20 protein-coding genes are annotated in these 22265 nt (G+C 67.3%); 9 read left to right on the top strand and 11 right to left on the bottom strand.

The window, feature by feature from the left end:
• Window positions 1–81 precede the first annotated feature (81 nt).
• Entirely contained in the window at window positions 82–1074 is a 993-nt protein-coding gene (locus ACTHQS_RS01415; protein ID WP_440165407.1) for a stage II sporulation protein M, read from the bottom strand.
• 88 nt (window positions 1075–1162) lie between these two features.
• On the opposite strand from ACTHQS_RS01415, the gene ACTHQS_RS01410 reads away from it, so the two are divergent.
• The gene (locus tag ACTHQS_RS01410; RefSeq protein ID WP_440165405.1) at window positions 1163–1963 is read left to right on the top strand and encodes an RDD family protein; all 801 of its coding nucleotides are present in this window, start codon (window positions 1163–1165) and stop codon (window positions 1961–1963) included.
• Between the two features lies 1 nt (window position 1964).
• Here the strand turns inward: ACTHQS_RS01410 and ACTHQS_RS01405 are convergent, their stop codons facing one another.
• The 4 genes from ACTHQS_RS01405 to ACTHQS_RS01390 form a co-directional block, all read right to left on the bottom strand.
• A complete protein-coding gene (locus ACTHQS_RS01405; RefSeq protein ID WP_440165403.1) occupies window positions 1965–3203 on the bottom strand; it encodes a L,D-transpeptidase in 1239 nt (412 codons plus the stop codon).
• A gap of 64 nt (window positions 3204–3267) precedes the next feature.
• Window positions 3268–4734: an adenosylhomocysteinase gene (gene ahcY, locus ACTHQS_RS01400; protein WP_440165402.1), complete on the bottom strand. Its 1467-nt coding sequence runs from the start codon at window positions 4732–4734 to the stop codon at window positions 3268–3270.
• Window positions 4735–4809: 75 nt separating this feature from the next.
• Window positions 4810–5037 carry a Trm112 family protein gene (locus ACTHQS_RS01395; protein ID WP_142120732.1) on the bottom strand — a complete coding sequence of 76 codons (228 nt, stop codon included), beginning with the start codon at window positions 5035–5037 and terminating at the stop codon, window positions 4810–4812.
• Between the two features lie 79 nt (window positions 5038–5116).
• Entirely contained in the window at window positions 5117–5503 is a 387-nt protein-coding gene (locus tag ACTHQS_RS01390; RefSeq protein WP_159632513.1) for a DUF3499 domain-containing protein, read from the bottom strand.
• Between the two features lie 117 nt (window positions 5504–5620).
• On the opposite strand from ACTHQS_RS01390, the gene ACTHQS_RS01385 reads away from it, so the two are divergent.
• Window positions 5621–6133 (top strand): metallopeptidase family protein, encoded by a 513-nt coding sequence (locus ACTHQS_RS01385; protein WP_440165399.1) that lies wholly within the window; start codon window positions 5621–5623, stop codon window positions 6131–6133.
• A 41-nt stretch (window positions 6134–6174) separates the two neighbouring features.
• On the opposite strand, the gene ACTHQS_RS01380 is transcribed toward ACTHQS_RS01385, so the two are convergent.
• From ACTHQS_RS01380 to ACTHQS_RS01370, 3 genes are read right to left on the bottom strand one after another with little or no spacing between them, the layout of a single operon-like run.
• Window positions 6175–7935: a DUF5719 family protein gene (locus tag ACTHQS_RS01380; RefSeq protein WP_440165397.1), complete on the bottom strand. Its 1761-nt coding sequence runs from the start codon at window positions 7933–7935 to the stop codon at window positions 6175–6177.
• Complete coding sequence (locus ACTHQS_RS01375) at window positions 7928–11311, bottom strand: glycosyltransferase family 2 protein (RefSeq protein ID WP_440165396.1); 3384 nt, start codon at window positions 11309–11311, stop codon at window positions 7928–7930. The genes ACTHQS_RS01380 and ACTHQS_RS01375 overlap by 8 nt, the downstream gene beginning before the upstream one ends.
• Window positions 11312–11340: 29 nt before the next feature.
• On the bottom strand, window positions 11341–11874 hold the full coding sequence (locus ACTHQS_RS01370) for a WhiB family transcriptional regulator (protein WP_440165394.1): 534 nt from the start codon (window positions 11872–11874) through the stop codon (window positions 11341–11343).
• Window positions 11875–12266: 392 nt separating this feature from the next.
• Here ACTHQS_RS01370 and ACTHQS_RS01365 point away from each other — a divergent pair, with 392 nt between their 5' ends.
• Window positions 12267–12965: a TIGR03089 family protein gene (locus ACTHQS_RS01365; RefSeq protein WP_440165840.1), complete on the top strand. Its 699-nt coding sequence runs from the start codon at window positions 12267–12269 to the stop codon at window positions 12963–12965.
• Window positions 12966–12990: 25 nt separating this feature from the next.
• On the opposite strand, the gene ACTHQS_RS01360 is transcribed toward ACTHQS_RS01365, so the two are convergent.
• Complete coding sequence (locus ACTHQS_RS01360) at window positions 12991–13551, bottom strand: GtrA family protein (RefSeq protein ID WP_440165393.1); 561 nt, start codon at window positions 13549–13551, stop codon at window positions 12991–12993.
• Window positions 13552–13774: 223 nt separating this feature from the next.
• On the opposite strand from ACTHQS_RS01360, the gene ACTHQS_RS01355 reads away from it, so the two are divergent.
• From ACTHQS_RS01355 to manA, 4 genes are read left to right on the top strand one after another with little or no spacing between them, the layout of a single operon-like run.
• Window positions 13775–14923 carry a 5-(carboxyamino)imidazole ribonucleotide synthase gene (locus tag ACTHQS_RS01355; RefSeq protein WP_440165838.1) on the top strand — a complete coding sequence of 383 codons (1149 nt, stop codon included), beginning with the start codon at window positions 13775–13777 and terminating at the stop codon, window positions 14921–14923.
• Complete coding sequence (purE, locus tag ACTHQS_RS01350) at window positions 14920–15504, top strand: 5-(carboxyamino)imidazole ribonucleotide mutase (protein WP_440165392.1); 585 nt, start codon at window positions 14920–14922, stop codon at window positions 15502–15504. Before ACTHQS_RS01355 ends, purE begins: the two co-directional genes overlap by 4 nt.
• A gap of 10 nt (window positions 15505–15514) precedes the next feature.
• Window positions 15515–17164, top strand: a complete 1650-nt coding sequence (locus ACTHQS_RS01345; RefSeq protein ID WP_440165390.1) for an LCP family protein — start codon at window positions 15515–15517, stop codon at window positions 17162–17164.
• 42 nt (window positions 17165–17206) lie between these two features.
• On the top strand, window positions 17207–18451 hold the full coding sequence (gene manA / locus ACTHQS_RS01340) for a mannose-6-phosphate isomerase, class I (protein ID WP_440165388.1): 1245 nt from the start codon (window positions 17207–17209) through the stop codon (window positions 18449–18451).
• Window positions 18452–18544: 93 nt separating this feature from the next.
• On the opposite strand, the gene ACTHQS_RS01335 is transcribed toward manA, so the two are convergent.
• Both ACTHQS_RS01335 and glpX read right to left on the bottom strand, forming a co-directional pair.
• On the bottom strand, window positions 18545–19600 hold the full coding sequence (locus ACTHQS_RS01335) for a lipid II:glycine glycyltransferase FemX (RefSeq protein ID WP_440165387.1): 1056 nt from the start codon (window positions 19598–19600) through the stop codon (window positions 18545–18547).
• Between the two features lie 83 nt (window positions 19601–19683).
• On the bottom strand, window positions 19684–20706 hold the full coding sequence (gene glpX, locus ACTHQS_RS01330) for a class II fructose-bisphosphatase (protein WP_210411426.1): 1023 nt from the start codon (window positions 20704–20706) through the stop codon (window positions 19684–19686).
• 224 nt (window positions 20707–20930) lie between these two features.
• Here glpX and ACTHQS_RS01325 point away from each other — a divergent pair, with 224 nt between their 5' ends.
• Window positions 20931–21611, top strand: coding sequence for a DUF4245 domain-containing protein (locus tag ACTHQS_RS01325; protein WP_440165835.1), 681 nt, complete (start codon window positions 20931–20933; stop codon window positions 21609–21611).
• Window positions 21612–21620: 9 nt separating this feature from the next.
• Complete coding sequence (locus ACTHQS_RS01320; RefSeq protein ID WP_440165386.1) at window positions 21621–22235, top strand: carbonic anhydrase; 615 nt, start codon at window positions 21621–21623, stop codon at window positions 22233–22235.
• Window positions 22236–22265: the final 30 nt, after the last annotated feature.

The raw sequence follows: 22265 nt of genomic DNA, 5'->3' as shown, positions 1-22265 counted from the left end.
CGGTGCGATTGATTCTGCTGTCGAGCCTACCGTCACGGACTTCCGCTGGGCGAGGAACCACCCCGGCAGGATTACAACGATTCAGGCAGCGATTTCCGCGTACCCGGCATCTTCCCGGCGGAGGTCCCCGCGTTCCCCGGCGAGGAAAGCCCGCCTGCCCCAGACCACGGCGTAAGTCCAATACGCAGCGAGGACTGCCGCGCCGATGCTGATCCGCGCCCAGGCAGGCAGCGGACTGGGAGTGACAAACCCTTCCACGAGCCCCGAGATGAACAGTACGAGGACCAGTCCCAGGGCCACCGTGACCAGCGACCGCCCTTCTTCCGCCACCGCCCGTCCCCGGGTCCGCGGCCCCGGCGAGACCATGGCCCAGAAGATCCGCAGTCCCGCGGCGGAGGCAACAAAGACGGCAGTCAGTTCCATCAGCCCGTGAGGCAGGATGTAGCTGAAAAAGACGTCGGATTTGCCGGCGGCAGCGAAGATTCCGGCGGCGATGCCCATTCCCTGGGCATTGCTGAAGAGGATCATGGGCACCCAGACCCCGGTGATCCCCAGGGCCACCGCCTGCGCACTGATCCACGCGTTGTTGGTCCATACGGCTCCGGCGAAGGATGCTGCAGGGTTCTCTGAGTAGTAGTTGATGAAGTCCTGCTCCACGTACTGGGCGGCAGCGGTCTCCGACGCCACGGCCCTGAGCGCTTCGGGCGATGTTCCGATCCACGCCGCGTACGCAGCAGCGACGAGGACGAAAGCTGTTCCGCACGCCAGGGTAAGCCAGGTCAGCCGGTACAGCGCCGCGGGCAGTGCGACCACGAAAAACCTGGCGAGGTCGGCCATGAGGTTGGAGCGTGCGCCGGTAAAGCGGGTCCTGGCCTGGGCGAGCGTGGCCGAGAGGGAAGCGGACAACCCGCTCTCCGGGGCAACGGACCGGACCAGTGACAGGTGGCCGGACGTTGACTGGTACAGCGCCAGCAATTCGTCAGGCTCGGCGCCGGTGAGCCTGCCTTTGCCCGCGAGCTCCTGCAGCCGCGCCCACTTGTCCGCATTAACGGCGGCGAAGGCATCCATGTCCACGGCTACAGCCTAGCGCCCGGCATTAGACTTTGACCGTCCGCACCATCGGACGGTCCATACCAGCAGCTGCGAAGGGCGGGGACGCAGGGTGAGCCAGATCATCACCGGCGAGGCAGTAGTACTCGAGCTGCGGCCCGCGGGCTTTGCTGCCCGGGCCCTGGGCCTGGTCATCGACGTCGTCCTGCACGTGGTCCTGCTCGTGCTGATCATGCTTGGCCTGTCCGCCGCCGGTGCTGACCTGGACGGTGCCGCTGCGCGGGCCCTTGGCCTGTCCGCCGTCGTATTCTGCCTGGTGGTAGTGCCGGTGGCGGTGGAAACACTGAGCCGGGGCCGGTCGCTCGGCAAACTGGCCACAGGCCTTCGGGTGGTGCGCGAGGACGGCGGCGCCATCCGCTTCCGGCACGCCGTGATCCGCGGACTGACCGGATTCCTCGAGATCTACCTGACGTTCGGAGGTCTTGCCCTCGCCGTGGCGCTCTTCAACGACAAATCCAGGCGGCTCGGAGACCTGCTCGCTGGCACGTACGCTGTGCGCAGCCGGGTTCCTGCCGAAGCGGCCCTCCGGGTATTCGTTCCACCCTACCTGCAACCGTGGGCTGCCGCGGCGGACATCGGACGTATCCCTGACGCCACGGCGCGCCGGGCAGCCCAGTTCCTCCGCCAGGCGGACCGGATGGCTCCGCTGTCCAGGGCAGGCATGGCACAGGCGGTCGCCGAGGAGCTGTCTGTACACGTGGCCCCGGCCCCGCCGCCGGGAACCCGCCCCGAAGACTATCTGGCCGCCGTCGTGGCTGAGCGCCGGAACAGGGAGTTCACCAGGCTGTCGCAGTCACGGCAGCGGAACACGGAGACGGGCCGACGGCTGCAGCGCCTGCCGTTCGGCAACTGACCTAGTTGTCGTACTCGCTCCACGGAATGTTCCAGTCGCCAAACCCGTCAGTGTTCGCCGCGTAGTCACCTTCGGTGTTGATGATCTGTACTACGTCACCGGTCCCCATGTTGTCGAACACCCAGGCTGCCCCGTCCGGCAGGAACCCGATGCAGCCGTGGGACACGTTGGTATTGCCAATGTACGGATAGGCGGACTCAAGTGCCTGGTGGATGTAGGCGCCGCTGAGGGTGAGCCGGATGGTGTATTCGACGTCGGCCTCGCCATAGTAGGCGGGATCGTCAGGCTTCAGGCCGATGCTTGCCGCCCTGAAGTGGTCGAACCGGTTTTTCTCCATCAGCACCGCATATCCCTTGGCGGACGGGAAACGCTTGTCCCCCATGCTGACGGGCAGGGTCTTAACAGGCTGGTCGTTGATGCTCAGCGTGAAGGTGTGGGCCGTGGCGTCGGCGATGGCCACCTTCTTGTCCCCGATGTTGACGTTCACCTTCTTGTTGAAGTTGGCGATCTGGCCGTTCCCAAGGTCAACGCCGAAGAGTTGCATGTCCATGGTGATGGTGGAGTTCGCCGCCCAGAAGTTCTCGGGGCGGTACCGGACCATGGTGTCGCTGTACCAGTGGAATGCACCGGTCTGTCCTGCCGTGCTGGTGATCTTGATGGCCTTTTCCACGGCGGCACGGTTGGTCACGGGCTCGCTGAAGATGATCTGCAGGGGCTGGCCGACGCCGACCTTCATGCCGTTCAGCGGGTAGATGGCCGCGTCCGCCTCATGCGAACTGGAGACGGTGTTAAAGGACTGGGTGGTGCTGGTTTCGCGTCCCGCACTGTCCTTCACCACGTAGGTGTAGCTGTACTCGGTGTTGAACTCCAAAGGCGCGGTGGCCGACCACGATGTCCCGCTGGCGTCGATGCTGCCGTCAATGGTCTTCCCGGCGGTGCTGGCGAGGGTGACGCGCTGGATGGTCCCGTTGCCCACCTTCAGGGACACCGGGGCGGCGGGATTCACCTGCTTGGCCCCGTCAACCGGGGCCGCGTCGAGCTTCACCGGCGGCACGACGGGTGAAGCGATGCCCCGCGATGTCCGCAGTGCGGAGCCTGCTTCCGATTCAAGGGGTCCGCCGGCAAGGCCCGGCGCGACAGCGGCGAAAACCCCGCCCATAGCGGCCAGGATACAAACAGCAGCCACGGCAACGATTTTCTTGGCAGTCCCCCGGCGGCGGGGCTTTACATCAGGCTCCATGTTTTCGATCCTACGTGCAGAAAATAACGGGCCCGGGCACGATGCGCACCCGGGCCCTTACGGCTCAGTAACGATAGTGCTCGGGCTTGTACGGGCCCGCGACGTCGATGTCCAGGTATTCCGCCTGGTCCTTGCTCAGTTCGGTGAGCTCAACGCCCAGGGCGTCCAGGTGCAGCCGGGCCACCTTTTCGTCCAGGACCTTGGGGAGGACGTAGACCTTGTTCTCATACTCGTGCTGGTCCCGCTTGGTCCACAGCTCGATTTGCGCAATGGTCTGGTTGGCGAACGAGTTGCTCATGACAAAGGACGGGTGGCCCGTGGCGTTGCCAAGGTTGAGCAGGCGTCCTTCGGACAGGACGATGATGGAGCGCTCGGCGTCCGTGCCTTCATCAAAGACCCATTCGTGGACCTGCGGCTTGATTTCGACCTTTTTGACGCCAGGGATGCGTGCCAGTCCGGCGATGTCGATTTCATTGTCGAAGTGGCCGATGTTGCCCACAATGGCCTTGTTCTTCATCCCGGCCATGTGCTCGGCCAGGATGACATCCTTGTTGCCGGTGGTGGTGATGAAAATGTCGCCCTTTGCCAGGACGGATTCCAGCTTGGCCACCTGGTAGCCGTCCATGGCCGCCTGCAGCGCGCAGATGGGGTCGATCTCGGTGACGATGACGCGCGAGCCCTGCCCACGCAGCGCTTCCGCGGCACCCTTGCCGACGTCGCCGTAGCCGCAGACGACGGCGACCTTGCCGCCCATGAGCACATCCGTGGCCCGGTTGATGCCGTCCGGCAGGGAGTGGCGGATACCGTACTTGTTGTCGAACTTGCTCTTGGTCACGGAGTCGTTGACGTTAATGGCCGGGAAGAGCAGCTTGCCCTGGTCCGCCAGCTGGTACAGGCGGTGGACGCCGGTAGTGGTTTCCTCGCTGACACCCCTGATCGTGGCAGCCGTGCGGGTCCACTTCTGCGCGTCTGCGGCCAGGGAGCGGCGCAGCACATCGAGGAAGATCCCGTATTCCTCCGAATCCTCGGGATCCGCGGAAGGGACGTTGCCGGCGGCTTCGAACTCCACGCCCTTGTGCACCAGCATGGTGGCGTCGCCGCCATCGTCCAGGATCATGTTGGGACCAAGCTCGGGGTTCGTCCCGGCGCCGGGCCAGGTGAGGATCTGTTCCGCGGTCCACCAGTATTCCTCAAGCGTCTCGCCCTTCCAGGCGAACACCGGTACGCCCTGCGGGTCCTCGACGGTGCCCTTGCCCACCACCACGGCTGCGGCCGCTTCGTCCTGGGTGGAGAAGATGTTGCAGGAGGCCCAGCGGACCTCGGCGCCCAGCGCGGTGAGGGTCTCGATCAGCACGGCGGTCTGCACCGTCATGTGCAGGGAACCGGCAATCCGGGCGCCCTTGAGCGGCTGGGTGGGGCCGAACTCCTCACGGAGGGACATCAGGCCGGGCATTTCATGCTCAGCAAGGCGGATCTGGTGCCGGCCGGCTTCCGCCAGTGAAATGTCGGCAACTTTGTAGTCAAAAGTCATGGGTGGTCCTTTGCTTGGTCCGGGTCCTGGTCCAGTCCCCGTTCTGCTGTTTCTGTGCGTGCGGACGCAGGTGAACTAGTGGCCTGCCGCAGCGGGATCATGCTGGTCGGAACCTGCCGAGGCTGCTGCCGCCAGCAGCTCCGGGGGTAGCAGCAAAGGGATCCCGTCCTCGATGGCATACCGGTTCCTGGCGCCTGTATCCCCGGCGGCGGTGGCCACCAGCTCCTCCCCCTCCTGGACCAGGGGTGAGCCGGTCACGGGGCAACGCAGGACGGACAACAGCTCGGGGCTGATCTTTGGCATTTGTTCATGCTCCCTGGCGGGCGCGCTCGCGCCGGTAGCGGAAAAGATGTGCAGCTTCCAGCCTACCGCCAGATGGGCGTCAGGAAGGTTCCCGAAGGACGCGCAGGTGCCCCCGACGTGCGCCTTCGGTACCGGCCGGAGCTTCCAGGGCGGAGTGGTGTGCCCGCTGGGCGGGCGCCTGCGGCTCCGGGGGCAGGGCGGCGGCGTCACGAACAGCGTTGGCGAGGGCCAGCAGGTCATCGGGTCCTGGCTGCTGGGGGGTGGACGGCATGGCCAGGCGCAGCACTTCCCAGCCGCGGGGCACCGTCAGCGAATCGGCGTGCTGCTCGCAGAGGTCGTAGCAGTGCGGTTCGGCGTAGGTGGCGAGCGGGCCCAGGACCGCGGTGGAGTCCGCGTACACGTACGTCAGGGTGGCTACCGCCGACTGGCGGCAGGCAGACCTTGAACATTGACGGATAGCTCCCACGACATCACAGACTACCCCTTCGCCGCCGAAAACCCGCGCATTGCGGCCATGGCCGACGCGCCGCCGGAGCGGGCGGCATGTATCGCGTAAATCCTCCCCCGGGTTTACAGTCGATGTATGCAGTCATCGAACCATGAATCAGGTTTTTCGGTCCGGTTGGCTGACCCGGATGCCCCAGTGGCAACGGGCGCGGAGACCGCCGGCAGGAGCTTCTCCAGGCGGCGCCGGAACCGCCACGGACGCGGCCTCCGCGGCGAGGTAATGCTGCCCACCCATCCCGGATACCGCACGCGCGGCGACCGCTTTGACGACATGGTGCTCGACTCAGCCCAGCGGCTGCACGACATCTGGGGCAAGACCCTCGACGGCGTCCGGTTTGGCGTGGATGAAATCCCGCCGGACCTCGAGCAGCTGGCCGCGAATGCATCCACGCCACCCATGGGCTCCTACACCCCCGCCGCCGGTGAGGACGGACCCATGATTACCGTGTACCGGCGGGTGGTGGAGCAGACGTGCTCCAGCGTGGAAGAACTCCAGGACCTGGTCCACGACGTGGTGGTGGAACACACCGCGGAAATGCTGGGCGTGGCGCCGGAGACTCTGGATCCCGTGTACCGCCGCCGCTACTGACGCGGGGCCGCAGGCAGACGGCGCCGCCGGCATCCCCGGCCCTAGTACCCCAGCGTGACCGGCACTGTTTCCTGGCCCGCAGCGGCAGCCAGGAAGGCCAGGGATGAGACGTCGTTCCGGCCGTCCTGCCCCAAAAGCACCGCCCCGTAGGCAGCGCCACCGGAGGCGGACACCACGTAGCCGACGACGTCGGCGCCTTCAGCTTGGGCAGGAATGCTGATGGAGGCTGTGGTTCCCCCTGCGATGTCAGCGGAGGCCGCGGCCCGTACCTTTCCGTCGGCCGTGATGGGCGCGTAGGTAATCGTGGCCCTGGCGTCCAGGGCACCGAAGACCAGTTGGCGTTGGCCGCCCTTGGGGACGGGAACCACGTGCTGGCTGCCCAGCCGCACTGCCGACGCCGCCCAGGCCACATCCGAGGGCTGTCCCGCCTGGAGGCCGCGGCTCATGCGCGCGGCGGCGAGGAAGGAGACGTCGGATGAGGCGGCAACCGTGTACTGGCCTGCAGGCACCCCTGCCAGGGAGACCTCAGTGGTTGATCCGGCTTTTGCGGTGATGACGCCGCCGGTGGGAAGCGCGTGCTGGCCGTCGCGTCCGAACAGCTTGATCTCCACCACGGCATCTGATGCGCCGGGAACGGTCAATTCAAGGGCGGGACCGGCATCGCGGTAGCCGGGCTGTGCCGTCAGGGCGGCAAGCCCTGCAGGGTCCTGGATGTCCACTCCGGTCATCACCTGGCGGACAGCGGGGGCAGTCCCCGGGCTGATGTAATCCACGCCACCCGGGGTGAGGCCGCGCAGGAAGCTTTGCTGGATCGAGGCTGCAACCGGTCCACCGGCGCTGCGGACGTGAAGGCTGAGCTTGGACTCGTTGGGCGCGAGTCCGGCGAGGACCACGCTGCGTGTGGTGCCGGGGGCAACCAGCAGCCCACGGCTGCCGGGCGCCTGGACCTGCCCACCGGCACCGAACAGTTCCAGGCTTACGGTGGCGGGCGTGCTGGAGGCGTTGGTCAGCGCAAGCACGGAGGTGCGGCCAACAGTGGTGCTGGCACCCGCCAGCCACTGGTCATTCGAGGGTTGCCCGCAGGGCGCAGCGGCACTGCCCTGCAAGTCGCCGTCGGTGGCGGTGTACTTCATGGCCCCGGCGGCCGAGGCATTCTGGTTGGCCACGGCGTTGGCGCTGAGGACGTTCACCTGGCCCACGGCACGGTCCGTCACCACTCCGGCAAGGAGTTCCTGGGGGGCTCCGACGCTGGGCGCCGGGCCTGGGTCCTTGGCAATTTCGACGGCGGCGGTTCCGTCCAGGTGCGCCAGCCGGCTCCCGGGCAGCACACCTCCGGCGCTGAGCACCGCGGCGCTGACCTTGGTTGCCGCGGTGGCAGACTCGGGCCTGAACTGGGCATCGGTGCCTGCCTCGGTGCCCTCCAGCAGCCGTGCAGGGCCGGGGCATACGCCGAGGCTGGCCCCGGCTGGAACGGCGGTTTCGGCCAGCGGCACCGTCCGGCTGGATGCAGGCTCCGGGATCAGCGATCCGGCGGCCACGACGGCCCCGCCGCCGGCGAGGATCAGGACACCTGCCGCCACGCCGGCAACGGAAGCAGCACGGCCCTTTCCGCCCGGCAGGCGGGTGGCCCCGCGGCCGGACGGTTTCCGGCCCTGGCCGGGACCGGTGCGTGCGGCAGGAGCGGCGGCGGCAGCGGGCTTCCCCGGTGCTGCCGGCTTTTCTCCGGAATGCGCCGGTTCGGCGGGGTCCGGCGTTCCGGCATCAGCCCGGGCCTTGGCAGCCGGTGGGTTGTGCTCATGCATGTTGGTGTTCCTTACGCAGGGAGCCCTCGTCACGGGACAGGCCGGTCCGCGGCCGCCGGGCCGGCATGGGGATGGCAAGGATGACGGTGAGCCCAATGACCGTGATTTGGCCGGCGGCCGCCCAGAACGACCACGGGTTTTCGTAGCGGACCGTCAGTTGGCCGGCCGACGCCGGGAGGGTGAAGGCCTGCGACCAGCCGGAGGTGGTGGAGGTCAGCTTCCGCCCGTCGAGCCAGGCGCTCCAACCGGGATCGGCCCGCTCTGCCAGTACCACCAGCCGGCCTTCCGCCCCGCCAGGGACAGCTGCGTCGACATTGTCAGTGCCGGAAGCGACCAACGCTGTCGCCGTCCCGCCGGCGTCCACGATCCGGACGCGGTGCGCCACGTCGGCGGCCTGGAGGCCCCGCTGGTTCAGCGGGCTGATCCGCCACAGCCAGCCGACGTCGGTCTGCCCCACGGCCACCAGGCCCGGGACTGCGTCCATCCGGCTGGCGGTCAGCTGGGCTGCCGTGTCCGCGGCGCGGAGCACCACAAAGCCGACACCGAGCTGTTCGAGGTCGGACCGGGGATCCACGCCCTGGCCCGCGACCATGGTGGCCACGACGCGCCGGACAGCTGCGGTGACGTCGTCGTCGTCGCGCACCTCTTCGGCACCGGGAGCGCCGATGATGTTCCGGGCGGAGGCGATGGCCGAGAGGCTGTCCAGGGTGGTCCCGGACCCGCGCATCAGCGACGCGTTGAAACTTCCGTCGTCTCCGGTGCTCAGCAGGAGGGTGCGCGTCTGTTCAGGTCCGGTCCCGCGGTCGATGGCGGTGGCGGGAAGGGACCGTCCGGTAGCGGCGTCCACCAGCCGCGTTGTGCCGAGCGCTCCCGCTCCCCCGTCTCCGGGGGTGGCCGGGTTTGAAGCCGGACCTGAATCGGGGGCGACCGCCCGGGCAGCGGGTGCGGCAGCAGTGGCCGGGCGCAGCAGGTTCTGCGCGGACCAGGCGGCCATGCCTGCCAGCGGCCCGGCCAGCAGTACCACCAGGCCCAGCGCCAGGCCGGCACGGGCTGCCGTCCTGGTCTTCGCACCGGCGGCGGAAGCCACGTCCGCAGCGGACAGCAGTTGCTCCGCCCCGAGGAGTGCCGCTGCAAGGAGGGCAAAGGACGCGGCGGACACGGCGGGGCCGGGGAAAGGCGTCACCATGACATCCGTTGCCAGGCCGGTGGCAACGTGGCCTGCCAGCCAACCGCCGGCCAGGGCGATGATCGAGCCCGTCCAGAACCATCTGGCAGTCCGCGCCCGGCGTCCCGGGCTGAAGAGTCCCACAATGGCAAGGATCAGCACCGGACCTGCGATGAGCAAGGCCAGCAGCAGGGCCCACGGCACCGTCCCGCCCGCGAAGGCCGCCAACCCTCGCAGGCCACCGGCGGGGTCGAATGACAGGGGCTGGCCCAGGACCTGCTGCCACAGCGGCGCGGCGTCGAATCCCAGTGGGAGTCCGGGATCGGCCAGGAGCGCGCGCGGCCGGTCGATGGTGGAGAGGGCGAACGGGACAAACAGGGCTGCGCTGGGCAGCAGTGCCCACCAGACTGTCCGTCCGCGCCGCCCCAGCACGATGCCGCACAGCACGATGACCACAGTTGCCGGGATGAGCAGGGACGGCGCCGACGCGGTAGTGACCGCCAGCGCCAGGCCCGCAGCTGCGGCGGCTGTCCACGACGGCACCCCGTTGATGCCCGCCTTGGCCGGAGTCTGTTCACCCGCCAGGTCGCCGGGTGCCGCAGCGGGGCTGAAACGGCCATGGCCAACGGCTGAGCCGGTAGCCCGCAGGAGGCCCAGGACCACCAGCGGCAGCATGATGTGCGCGATCAAGGCGCCGGCCCGGCCCTGGTTCAGCGCGGCCTGGAGTGCCGGCGCCGCGGCCCAGAAGATTGCCGCCGCGAAGCGGAGCCGGCGGCGTTCGGTCACCCCGCCCGTTGCGAACCACGCGGTGAGCCCGGACAGCGGGGCACCGAGCAGGAGCAGCCAGGCCATGGCGGCGTTGGCATCGCCTCCGCCGGCGAGGCCGATGATCCACAGGACATAGCCAAACGGATCACCGCGGCCGGGCAGGCCCGCTCCGAGGCTGATCCACCAGCTGGAGGCGTTGTGCCAGATGTCCCCCAGGTCCGCGGACACGGGAATCAAGGCACCGCCGGCTACGGCGCCGGCACGGAACAGTCCTGCCAGCGCCAGCAGCGACGCCACTGCCGCGATGATGACGGCGGCCAGGGCACCGTTGCCCACCCAGCCGCGCTTGCTGGTGGCCAGGGCGGCAAAGTCGTCCGCGGCGTCGCCGGTTGGCTGGTGCGCGAGCGGGTCCTGCACGAGGTGGTCGGCAGCTGAGCCGTCGGATCCCAGCGCCTCCATCAAGGACCGGCGGTGGCTCCAGACCTCCCGGCGGGGTGTCTGAAGCTTGCGGATGACGGAGCGGCGGATGCGCCGCGTGCGTTTGGCTGCGCGCCGGGCCTTGGCCACAGCACGCGGCCGGCCCAGGGCAGCGGAGGTGGCAAGAAGCTGGGAGATGCCGTGGCCGGGATCTTTGACCACGATACGCAGGACCAGCTTGAAGAGGCTGCCCAGCAAGGCGCCGATGCCGTGGATGGGCACCATCCAGAGCGGGCTGTGCTTCAGGCGCAGGTGGACCTGCGCCTTCCGGGCTGCGGACGGGTTTCCAAGGGCGTGGGGCCGGTGCGCCACATGGAACATCCGGGCCGCGGGAACCACTACCACGCGGTGGCCAGCCAGGCGGTTCCGCCAGCAGAAGTCCACGTCATCGCCGCTGCCCGGCAGTGCGGGGTCGAAGCCGCCCAGATGTTCCCAGACGTCGCGGCGAACCAGCATGCCGGCCGAGTTCACGGCGAAGGTATCGGTGCGGCCGTCGTACTGGCCCTGGTCCATCTCATCGGCGTCGATGAGCGTAAGCCGCTCGGCCCACCTGCTGGTGGAAAGGCCCACATCCATCAGTTTGCGCGGCGAATGCCAATCCAGCTGCTTGCAGCCGGCAACAGTGACCGAGGGTGCGCGCTCCACGGCGCCCAAAAGTTCCGCGAGGGCTTCCGGCGCCGGCGCGGCATCGTCGTGCAGCAGCCAGATCCACTCCGTCCGGGCGCCGTCGGTGCTTCCGTCGAAGGGCACCAGCGCTGCAAGCGCGGCGGAGACGGCGGCACCCATGCCGCCTTTGCCCCGGGGTTGGCTGACAACCCCGGCGTCACCAAGGGCCTCCCTGAGGAGGCTGTACGAATCGTCGCCGGAGCCGGCGTCCACGCCAACGGCACGGTCAGCCGGGCGCGTCTGGGCCGCCAGGGCCGAAAGGGTTCTGGGCAGATAGGCACTGCCGTTGTGGGCAACCACAACGGCAGTGACATGGACATCCTGAAGAATTAGATTGCTCGCTTCCTTAGCCGCCGGCGCTCACGCTCGGAAAGGCCGCCCCAGATGCCGAACCGTTCGTCATTGGCCAGCGCGTACTCGAGGCACTGGGACCTCACGTTGCAGGCGCCGCAAACTTTCTTGGCATCGCGGGTGGAGCCGCCCTTTTCGGGAAAAAAGGCTTCCGGGTCGGTCTGGGCACACAAAGCGTCCGTCTGCCAGCCCAGTTCACCTTCGTCATCGAAGTCCTGCTGGAGCGGGAATCCAATCCATACCGGCTGGGCCGTCCCGGCGGCTGCGAGCTCCATGGGCGGATCAAGGTCGTCTTCCGGCTCTGCGCCGCCGTCCAGGAGGGCTTCATGCGCCGCAAGGAACGCCGTAGCCTGGTCCTCGAGGACGCTGGTGGAATTCCTGTTATACCGCTCCGCAGCATCAGGATCCGCGGGATCCACATACCAGTCGCTCGGCACCCCCCGCGCACGGTACTTTGCCGTTGCCTGGCCGGCCACGACGGCATCTTCCTGGATACGCTCTGCTTGCCCCACGGCGACCCTCCTGATGTTTCAGCCACTGCCTGGATACGTGGACACTCGGTTGTGTGCCGGTATTTACGCAATTGCTTTAGTTACCTAATTACACGTGTGTAACTAGGGCGAGTCAAGCCGTTGCCGGGATAATAGACAGTCTCCGTTCAGAAGTTTGCGCACGCCACGCCCGGGATTTTCGCCGGCTTGGGCGTGGCGGGCCCGGCAGCGGGCGGTTCGAGGCCGAAAAATGCCTCAAAAGGTACGACTGGCGGGGAAAATACCCGGTCATCACCTAAATAGCAAGCACGCTTAGCAATGACAGTGATTAACATCACTTTCTGCCGAGGAGACGAAATCGCCTCTCACCGCTGGATGACCGGGACATTGGGGAGTGGCAGGATGAACCCATGATGACAACCCCCGCGATCGACCTCATGGGCACCCTCCGCTCGGGCAACTCCACGGCACCACGACTCACCTGGTACGGCCCCGATTCCGAGCGGGTGGAGCTGTCCGGACGGGTCTTGGACAACTGGGTGGCAAAAACCAGCAACCTCCTGCAGGACGAACTGGACGCGGAGCCGGGCATGCGGCTGCGGCTTGCCCTTCCGGCGCACTGGAAAGCCATGGTGTGGGCCTTGGCGGGATGGCAGCTTGGCCTGGAAACAGTGCTCGACGGCGGCCCGGCCGACTTCCTGGCCACGGACAATCCCGCCGCGGCCATGGGGCAGCACGACGCCGTCATCGCCGTCGCACTCCCGGCCCTCGCCATGCGGTGGACCGGCGAACTCCCTGCAGGCTGGATCGACTACGCCTCGGAAGTGCGTTCCCACGGCGATGTGTTCATGCCGCATTCCGACCCGGATCCGGCAGGATGTGCCCTCCGGACCAATGAAGGGCGGACGGTCCCCCACCGGGAACTGCTGACCGGCTTTGCCATGCACCATGAGGAGGGCGCCAGGGTACATATCCCCGCTGACAGGGGGCTGGAATCAGCGTTGTCCAGTGCGCTGGGAGCCTGGCAGCGGGACGGCTCCGTTGTGCTCACCCATCCCGACGTGGCGCTCACTGACAAACTGCGTGCCGACGAACGCATCCACGGCAGCTAGCAGCCGCGCAGCGCTAGGTGTACAGCTAGGCCTGCGGGCCGCCGTCGGCTGATGTGGACGCCGGACTCTCCGCCGTGCGTGCCGGCTCGCGGTGCGGGTGGGCTTCGATGATTTCGTGGTCGTGGGAGAACTCCGGCTCCTGGTCCAGTTCCTGGTTGAAGACGAGGAACCGGTACGCGAAGAAGCGGACAACCGTGGCAACCAGGATGCCCGCCACGCCTGCCAGGAACAGCAGGTTCTTGTTGTCGATGCCCATCCCATACTTGGCCAGTGCGGTGAAGCCGGTGGAGATGCCGATGCCGATGCCGTTGATAATGACGAACATGACGAACTCGCGGAGCACGTTGGCCTGGCGGCGGTGGCGGAAGGTCCAGAAGCGGTTTGCCACCCACGAGAAGACCGTGGCCACGGTGGCGCCCACGAAGCGTGCCTTCGCCTCGCTGTCCGACATGGGACCGTGCATCAGGTAATAGGTCAGGCCGTTGTCGATGACAAATGCCACACCGCCCACCGCACCGAACTTGGCCACCTCGCGCCAAAAGAGTGAGGCGAGCCCCCGGATACGATCTGCAAGTGTGCTAAACATGACCCTCCATGGCCGCGACGAACTGTGGGCCACTCGGCCAAGGATCCATTTTAGCCCCCAAAGCTTGGAGCCGGCCCCGCAGAAGCAGGTGGCGTTTGACCGTCCTGTTGAAAATCCCGTTCCCCCGCCGGGCCGTAAAAGCAGGATTGGCCCCGTCTTCGGTAGGCTGGCACATGTGACTTTCCCAGTGATAGGCGTGGTTGGCGGCGGCCAGCTCGCGCGAATGATGGCCCCTGCCGCTACAGCACTCGGCTTTGAACTCCGGGTCCTCGCCGAGGGTGAGGACGTTTCCGCAGTGTCGGCCGTACCCGCCACTCCGGTGGGCGATTACAAGGACCTGCAGACACTCCTGGACTTCGCCGAGGGCCTGGATGTGATGACGTTCGACCATGAGCATGTGCCGACGGCCCACCTCCGCGCCCTGCAGGATGCCGGAGTCAACGTCCAGCCCGGACCGGACGCCCTGGTCCACGCCCAGGACAAACTGGTCATGCGTGCCGCCATCGACCGGCTGGAACTGCCCAACCCTGCGTGGGCGTCCGTGGCGGACGTTGACGCGCTGGTCCGCTTCGGCGACGAAACAGGCTGGCCCGTGGTATTGAAGACCCCCCGGGGCGGCTATGACGGCAAGGGCGTCCGGATCGTGGCCTCAGCTGAAGAAGCTGCGGAGGCCGCCGACTGGTTTGCCGCCATGAGTCCCCTGCTGGCCGAGGCCAAGGTCGAGTTCACCCGCGAACTCTCGGCGCTGGTGGCCCGCACCCCCGACGGTGAGGCCCGTGCCTGGCCAGTGGTCCACACCATCCAGGTGGACGGTGTTTGCGACGAGGTGATCGCACCCGCGCTGGATATCCCGCTGGAAGTTGCTGCCGCCGCTGAGGACGCAGCGTTGCGCATCGCCGCCGAGCTTGACGTCACCGGCGTCCTTGCCGTGGAACTGTTCGAAACCCCGGGTTCGGGGGCCGGCTTCCTGATCAACGAACTGGCCATGCGGCCACACAACACCGGCCACTGGACCCAGGACGGTTCCATCACCAGCCAATTCGAACAACACCTCCGCGCGGTCCTGAACCTGCCCCTCGGCGCCACCGATGCACTGGCGCCCGTCACGGTGATGAAGAACTTCCTGGGCGGGGACAACCAGGACCTATACACCGCCTACCCCATGGCGCTGGCCGCCGAGCCTGCTGCCAAGGTCCACTGCTACGGCAAGTCCGTGCGGCCGGGGCGCAAGATCGGCCACGTCAACCTGATGGGCACTTCCACGGCCGAGGTGGACTCCGTCCGGCGCCGGGCCACAGCCGTGGCGGGCATCATCCGCGACGGGCGGGTTACCACCGAAGAACCTTCCGCAATTTTCGAGGAGAACGCATGAGCGCCGAAGCCACCCCAGCAGCAGGTTCCGGCGCCAGTCCGCTGGTGGGCCTGGTCATGGGCTCCGACTCGGACTGGCCGGTCATGGAGGCTGCGGCGGACGCCCTGGCTGAGTTCGGCATCCCCTTTGAAGCGGACGTCGTCTCGGCCCACCGGATGCCTACCGAGATGATCAAGTACGGCCAGACCGCGCACGAGCGCGGGCTGCGGGTCATCATCGCCGGTGCCGGCGGCGCGGCCCACCTGCCGGGCATGCTCGCCAGCGTCACGCCCCTGCCGGTGATCGGGGTTCCCGTTCCCCTGAAAACCCTCGACGGGATGGACTCCCTGCTCTCCATCGTCCAGATGCCGGCAGGCGTTCCGGTGGCAACAGTCTCCATCGCAGGCGCCCGGAACGCAGGGCTCCTGGCCGTGCGGATGCTGGCATCAGGCACTGATGAACTTGCCGCTTCCCTTCGCGCCGATCTCCTCGACTTCGCCGCGGACCTGAACGCTGTCGCCGCCCGCAAGGGCGCGAACCTGCGGCAGAAGGTAAGCGAAGTCTTCCCGGGCGGCTCCAGCGCTCTTCGGGGCAGCCGTTAGGGCGCCGGGCATGGCCAGCAGCAGCAGCGTGCTCAATACCGGCTCCGGTCCGTCGCTGACGGACCCGGTCCGCTATCCCGTCAGCGCTTCTCCCGCGGTCAGGACCAAGCGCGCCTTCGTCCTGGTCTTGCTGACCCTCCTGGTACCGGGCAGCGCCCAACTCGTGGCAGGCGACCGGAAGCTGGGACGGACCGCCCTGCGCGTAACGCTTTGCGTATGGGCGGTCCTGCTGCTGGCAGCGGTCATGCTGCTGGTCGACCGCAGCCTGGTCATCAACATCGTCACCAGCCCGGTCACCTCGCTGCTGCTGGTGGTCGTTCTGGCTGCGCTGGCCCTCGGCTGGGCTTTGCTGTTCCTCAATACCCTGCGCCTCATCCGCCCTGTCCTGCTCGCACCGCGGGCCCGTCCCGCCGTCGGCATTGCCCTGGTGGTGGCGCTGGTTTTGGGCAGCGGCTCCGTGGGGTATGCCGCCTACTTGCTGAACGTGGGCCGCAATGCCATCGGCAACATCTTCTCGTCCGGTCCCGCCATAGAGCCGGTTGACGGGCGCTACAACTTCCTCATGATGGGCGGCGACGCCGGCGATGACCGCACGGGACGCCGCCCGGACAGCCTGTCCATCCTGAGCGTGGACGCCCAGACGGGCCAGACCGCCATCATTTCGGTCCCCAGGAACTTCCAGAACGCGCAGTTCAGCGAAGGCTCCCCCATGCGGGCCCTCTATCCCGACGGCTACGACTGTGGCGACGAGTGCCTGATCAACGCCATCAACACCGAGGTCACCAACGAGCACGCGGACCTCTATCCAGGCGTGGCAGACCCGGGCGCACAGGCAACCATGGAAGCAGTTTCCGGAACGCTGGGCATGAAAATCCAGGCGTATGTGCTCGTTGACATGGAGGGATTCTCCACCCTGATCGACGCCATGGGCGGCATCCGGATCAAGGCCGGCGGCTGGGTTCCCATGAGCGGCTATTTTGACGAGGCAACCAAGACCCACGGAATGCCGCTCGGGTGGATTCCGGCCGGGGACCAGACGCTCAACGGCGCGCAGGCCCTCTGGTACGGGCGGTCGCGCGAATACGTGGATGACTACTCCCGCATCCAGCGCCAGCAGTGTGTGCAGCAGGCAATGCTCAAACAGCTTGACCCCGCCACCCTGCTGTCCAAGTTCGAGGACATCGCCGGCGCCGGGACCAAGGTGGTGGAGTCCAACATCTCCTCCGCCCAGCTGGGCAGTTTCCTGGACCTCGCCATCAAGGCAAGGGGCAAGGACGTCAAACGGCTGACCATCGGGCCGCCGGACTTTGACGCGTCGTTCTCCACGAACCCTGACTTCGACCAGATCCACGAGCGGGTGGACCAGCTGCTGGCGTCCGCGTCCGCCAAGGGCGCACAGTCGGCAGGAATTCCCGACGACGGCACGGCAGTTCCGCAGGCAGGCGCCGGACACGTCCAGGCGGCCGGGGCTGTCCCCGCCACCCTGCCCGCCGCGGGCAACGCGGCACAGCAGCCTTCGCCGTCGGACTTCACGCCGGTGACCACCACGCCCGACGGCGAGCCGATCACCGAAGAGATGCTGACCCAGCTCAAGCTGGAGGGCAACGAAGAGGCCATCCGCCAGCTCGTGGCCACCAACGGACAGTGCGCCCCGCTCTAGCGAGCACCCATCAGCGCCCACCCATCAAGGAACGGAACGGCTTTGTACGAGATTGACAACGTCCTGCGGGACTACGCCTGGGGTTCGACGACGGCCATCGCCTCGCTGCTGGGCCGCGCCGAATCCGGGCGCCCGGAGGCCGAACTCTGGATTGGCGCGCATCCTGACTCACCGTCGGTGGCGCACCTGCCGGAGGACGGGACGCGCAGGCCGCTCGACTCCCTGGTCTCCTCCGATCCAGACCACTTCCTGGGCGCAGAATCCGTCGCCGCTTTTGGCCCCCGGCTGCCGTTCCTGGCCAAGATCCTTGCCGCCGCGCAACCGCTGTCCCTCCAGGTCCACCCAAGCCTGGAACAGGCCAGGGAGGGGTTCGCGCGGGAAAACGAAGCCGGACTGGATGCCCATGCGCCGAACCGGAACTACAAGGATGACAACCACAAGCCCGAGATGATCTTCGCGCTCACGCCGTTTGAGGCATTGTGCGGATTCCGGCCGGCGGCCGAGACCCGGAAGATCCTGCAGCACGTTGCGGATGCCTTCCCCGCGGACGGCCAGTCCCCAAAGCTGGTCCAGGCCCTGATCGACGATCTTGCCGCCGCCGATGAAAGTGAAGGACTGCGCCAGGCCTTTGGGCGGCTGATCACCGGCGGACAGGGTGTGGCAGAGGACACCGCCCTGGTGGTGGAAGCCCTCCTGTCCGGGGCACCGCTTGAGCCCTACCAGGCCGAGCTGGGCACGGTCATCAGCCTCAACGAGAAGTACCCCGGCGATCCCGGCGTCCTGATTTCGCTGCTGCTGAACAGGATTTCCCTGAAGCCGGGCCAGGCTGTCTACCTTCCCGCCGGAAATGTGCACGCCTACCTGCATGGGCTGGGCGTTGAGGTCATGGCGTCCTCGGACAACGTCCTGCGCGGCGGCCTGACACCCAAGCACGTGGACGTCCCGGAGCTCCTGGCCACCATCGACTTCCACCCGGTGGCCGTGCCCATGGTGGACGCCGAAAAGACGGTGATGGACCAGGAACTGTTCCGTCCGCCGTTCCGGGAGTTCCAGCTGCAGCGCATCGAGCTGGGCCCGGACTCCGGCCCGGTTCCGCTGGCGCAGGCCGGGGCGGCTGTAGTGATCGTGGTAGCCGGTTCCGTGTACCTCGACTCCCCCAAGGGCGACCTGGAACTCGCGCAGGGCGGCAGCGCGTTCATCGCCGCCGCCGAAGCCCCCGTCAACGTCCACCGCGTGGCCGGCAGCACCGGGCCCGCACTGGCCTTCGCCGTGACCACCGGACTCTAACCCCGGGCGCCACTAAGCAACAAAAAGGGCGACGGCGGCACCCGGACTGGTGCCGCCGCCGCCCTTCGGCGTTGACCGGGTTGGTTGCCGCGGCTAGTTGCCCGGCCGCAGCTTCCGGACAAGCGGGCGGACCCGCCCGGCTGCGCCTTTCAACAGCAGACGCGCCTGCTGGAGGCCCTTGCGCGCCAGGGGCATCGCCTTCGCGTAGGCCGGGTAGAACGGCGAGAGCGGCCTCTCCCACGTCCCCAGGAGCATGTTTTCGTGCTTGGCGAACTGCTTCTTGAAGTCGGAAATGCCGTCGTTCAGGAGGCCGTTGAAGTCGTACCGGCTGCAGCCGTCTTCCCGCATGGCCTGAAGTGCCGCCCATTTCACGCCGTAGTTCACACGCTGCTTCTGGCCCTCGGCGGAAACGCCGCCGTAGAGCTCGAAAGCAGTGGCACCGCTGCGCGAAAGCCAGGTGAACGCAAGCATCTGCTCGCCGTCGAACGCGGCGATGATCGGCGAGGAATCACCGAGGTTCCGGAAGATGTCCCTGTAGTACTGGTCCTCGTGGATGCCAAAGCCCGCCCGCTCGGCGGTCTGGTGGTAGATGGCCAGCACCTGCTCCAGCTCTGACTCGTTCTTGACCTTGCGGAATTCAACGTCGCTCCGCATCGCCTTGCGGATGTTCGCCCGCGTGGACTTGGACATCTCGGCCATCAGCTCGTCGTCGGAGCGGCCGAGGTCCAGGATGAGCGTGCGCGGGATGAGGACGGTGTTGGTGGACTCGCGGAAGCCTGCCGCGGCCACGGCGCCGGCAAAGGCGGAGTCCCGGTCCCAGTCCGGTTCGATGCTGAGGGCCACGCCGCGGTGGCGGAGGGCTGCGTGCTCTGCCAACCGGTTCAGGACCGCCGATGCGTTCTCCACTGAGCACATGGGACCCCGGGGAACGTAGACCAGGGCGCGGAAGGGGACGGGAAGCCGACGGACCAGGAGCTGGGCGCAGCCGATGGTTTCATCCCCCTCCTTGACCAGGACCCTGTCAACGGACCAGCCGTGCGCGGCCTTGGTCTCGCCCCAGCCCCACAGCTGTTGCGGATGCCCCTCGAACCGGTCAACGTGCTCGTCCCAAAGGGCGCGGTCAGTACAGGGCACAACAGCAGGAATCATGGCTTAAACCCTATACCAAGGCTTAACGCCAAAGCCCCCGGCGCGTGGTGCGCCAGGGGCTTTCAGTCAGCGGGGGCCGCGGGTCAGTTCTTGCGGGCGTAGCCTTCCCACTTGCTGGCCTGGTGCTCCCCGTCCACGAAGCGGATGGTGCCGGACTTGGAACGCATCACGATGGACTGGGTCAGCACCTTGTCCTTGGAGTAGCGCACGCCCTTGAGCAGGTCGCCGTCCGTGATGCCGGTGGCAGCGAAGTAGCAGTTGTCGCTGGAGACGAGGTCGTTGGTGGAAAGCACCCGCTCGAGGTCGTGCCCGGCGTCGATGGCCTTCTGCTTCTCTTCATCACTGGTGGGCCACAGGCGGCCCTGGATGACGCCGCCCAGGGACTTGATGGCACAGGCCGCCACGATGCCCTCGGGAGTGCCGCCGATACCCATGAGCGCGTCCACGCCCGTGCCGGAGCGGGCCGCGGCGATGGCACCGGCGACGTCACCGTCCATGATGAATTTGGTGCGGGCGCCGGCTTCGCGGATCTCCTCCACCAGCGGGCGGTGGCGGTCGCGGTCAAGGATCATGACGTTGAGCTGGTTGACCTTCACGCCCTTGGCCTTGGCGATCAGGTGCAGGTTCTGCTTGACCGGCAGGCGGAGGTCCACCATGTCTGCGGCCTCGGGGCCGGTGACGAGCTTCTCCATGTAGAACACGGCGGAGGGATCGAACATGGAGCCACGCTCGGCAACAGCCAGCACTGCCAGTGCGTTGTTGATGCCCAGGGCGGTCAGCCGGGTTCCATCGATCGGGTCGACGGCGACGTCCACCTCGGGGCCGGTGCCGTCGCCAACACGCTCACCGTTGAACAGCATGGGCGCTTCGTCCTTCTCGCCCTCGCCGATCACCACGACGCCGTTGAAGTGCACGGTCTGCAGGAAGGAACGCATGGCGTCGACGGCAGCGCCGTCGGCGGTGTTCTTGTCACCGAAGCCAACCCAGTGGCCGCCGGCAATGGCCGCGGCTTCGGTGACGCGGACAAGTTCAAGGGCAAGGTTGCGGTCCGGTTCGTCGTGGCCCACCGCAAGGGACGGCGAAATCGTGGAGTACTTCTGGGTCATGGACGCTGGTGACACGTGAACCTCTTCTTCGAGTGGCGATCATTGAACCCGCCCGCCGGTGCAGCAGAACGGTGATTCCTCTGATACCGATCATAGTCGTGGCGCCGCGCTGGGGGTGGCCCGTGACGCAACCCCGAAATGTGCATTGCGCCAGGCGGCGGCCTGTGCAGCGGCCCGAATAGAAGTCCGGCTCCGGGATGGGCGACTATAGAGGGGTGAATGACATGCAGGAAGCCACCAGTCCCAGCTCCGGCCAGGCCCAGCCCGACGGCCGCCCCGGCGCCGCGGGCAGCAGTGCCGGCACCCCGGTCAAGCCCGTCATTCCGGCGGCCGCCGCCAAGCGTGCCAATGCTTCAGTGATCGGCATGATCATTGCCCTGGTGCTCAGCATCGCAGCATTCCTGCCCGTTGTCCTGATGAATCCGCAGCCGAAGAGCGAGGGCTACCGGCCGGACATCGATGTTGCGTCCGTGGCCCGGAACGCGGCGGATGTGGCAGGATTCACACCCGTGGCACCGGACCCCGGCAACGCCTTCCGGGCAAATTACGCCCGGTGGGAAGCAGGAACGGGCAGCGGGGTGCCAACCTGGGAGGTTGGCTACGTGACCCCCAAGACGTCGTTCATCGCTTTGGTGCAGACCACGCAGGCCAACCCCACCTGGCTGCTCCAGCAGACCAAGAACGCCCCCGTTACCGGCTCCCGGAACGCCGGGGGCCAGGAATGGGAACTGCGGGACACCGGCAAGGGTGAAAAGTCGATGGTCCTGAACTACCGCGGCAGTACAGTTATCCTCTCCGGCACGGCGCAACTGGACGAATTCGCAACCCTGGCGGCCGCCGTCGTGGGCTCCCTCGAGAGCAATCCGGCCGTCACGGTTTCACCGTCGGCCGCTCCCACCCCGTAAGGTGGGGCCGTGACGACTAACCTGACCCCTGCACTGGCCTGGCGCCGCCTGCGCGAAGGCAACGAACGTTTCGTAAACGGCGAGTCCTCCCACCCCAACCAGAACGCTTCGCGGCGTTCGTCGCTGGTGGACACTCAGAATCCCTTCGCGGTGATCTTTGGCTGCTCGGATTCCCGCCTGGCTGCTGAAATTATCTTCGACGTCGGCCTCGGCGACGTCTTCGTGGTCCGCACTGCCGGGCAGGTGATTGACGACGCCGTCCTGGGCTCGCTGGAATACAGCGTCGCCGTGCTGGAGGTGCCGCTGATCGTGGTGCTTGGGCACGACAGCTGCGGTGCCGTAACGGCCACCAGGGACGCAGTTGAGACGGGTGAAATGCCCGCCGGCTTCATCCGCGACCTCGTGGAACGCATTACGCCCTCGGTCCTGACGTCCCTGCGGAACAACCAGACCGAGGTCAACGACATGGTGGTGGAGAACGTCAAGCAGATGTCCCAGCGCCTCGCGGACAGCTCGCGTGTGATTTCCGCCGCAATCGAGGACGGCCGCACGGCCGTCATCGGCCTCTCATACCGGCTGGCAGAGGGCCGTGCCGACCTTGTTTCAGGAATCGGCGAGCTGTAGGGGCCGTACGCCGGCGGTCCCGCGGACCGC

This window comes from Arthrobacter sp. SAFR-044, assembly GCF_051965175.1.
Lineage (GTDB): Bacteria > Actinomycetota > Actinomycetes > Actinomycetales > Micrococcaceae > Arthrobacter.
The sequence above is the reverse complement of the archived record's forward strand: the minus strand, read 5'-3'. Positions and strand labels throughout refer to the sequence as shown.

Coding starts and splice junctions, on each gene's coding strand:
- ACTHQS_RS01360 (WP_440165393.1), bottom strand. CDS start 13,551: ATGTTTAGCACACTTGCAGATCGTATCCGGGGGCTCGCCTCACTCTTT.
- purE (WP_440165392.1), top strand. CDS start 14,920: ATGAGCGCCGAAGCCACCCCAGCAGCAGGTTCCGGCGCCAGTCCGCTG.
- ACTHQS_RS01380 (WP_440165397.1), bottom strand. CDS start 7,935: ATGCATGAGCACAACCCACCGGCTGCCAAGGCCCGGGCTGATGCCGGA.
- ACTHQS_RS01405 (WP_440165403.1), bottom strand. CDS start 3,203: ATGGAGCCTGATGTAAAGCCCCGCCGCCGGGGGACTGCCAAGAAAATC.
- ACTHQS_RS01345 (WP_440165390.1), top strand. CDS start 15,515: ATGGCCAGCAGCAGCAGCGTGCTCAATACCGGCTCCGGTCCGTCGCTG.
- ahcY (WP_440165402.1), bottom strand. CDS start 4,734: ATGACTTTTGACTACAAAGTTGCCGACATTTCACTGGCGGAAGCCGGC.
- ACTHQS_RS01335 (WP_440165387.1), bottom strand. CDS start 19,600: ATGATTCCTGCTGTTGTGCCCTGTACTGACCGCGCCCTTTGGGACGAG.
- ACTHQS_RS01365 (WP_440165840.1), top strand. CDS start 12,267: ATGACAACCCCCGCGATCGACCTCATGGGCACCCTCCGCTCGGGCAAC.
- ACTHQS_RS01355 (WP_440165838.1), top strand. CDS start 13,775: ATGATGGCCCCTGCCGCTACAGCACTCGGCTTTGAACTCCGGGTCCTC.
- glpX (WP_210411426.1), bottom strand. CDS start 20,706: ATGACCCAGAAGTACTCCACGATTTCGCCGTCCCTTGCGGTGGGCCAC.
- ACTHQS_RS01325 (WP_440165835.1), top strand. CDS start 20,931: ATGCAGGAAGCCACCAGTCCCAGCTCCGGCCAGGCCCAGCCCGACGGC.
- ACTHQS_RS01385 (WP_440165399.1), top strand. CDS start 5,621: ATGCAGTCATCGAACCATGAATCAGGTTTTTCGGTCCGGTTGGCTGAC.
- ACTHQS_RS01395 (WP_142120732.1), bottom strand. CDS start 5,037: ATGCCAAAGATCAGCCCCGAGCTGTTGTCCGTCCTGCGTTGCCCCGTG.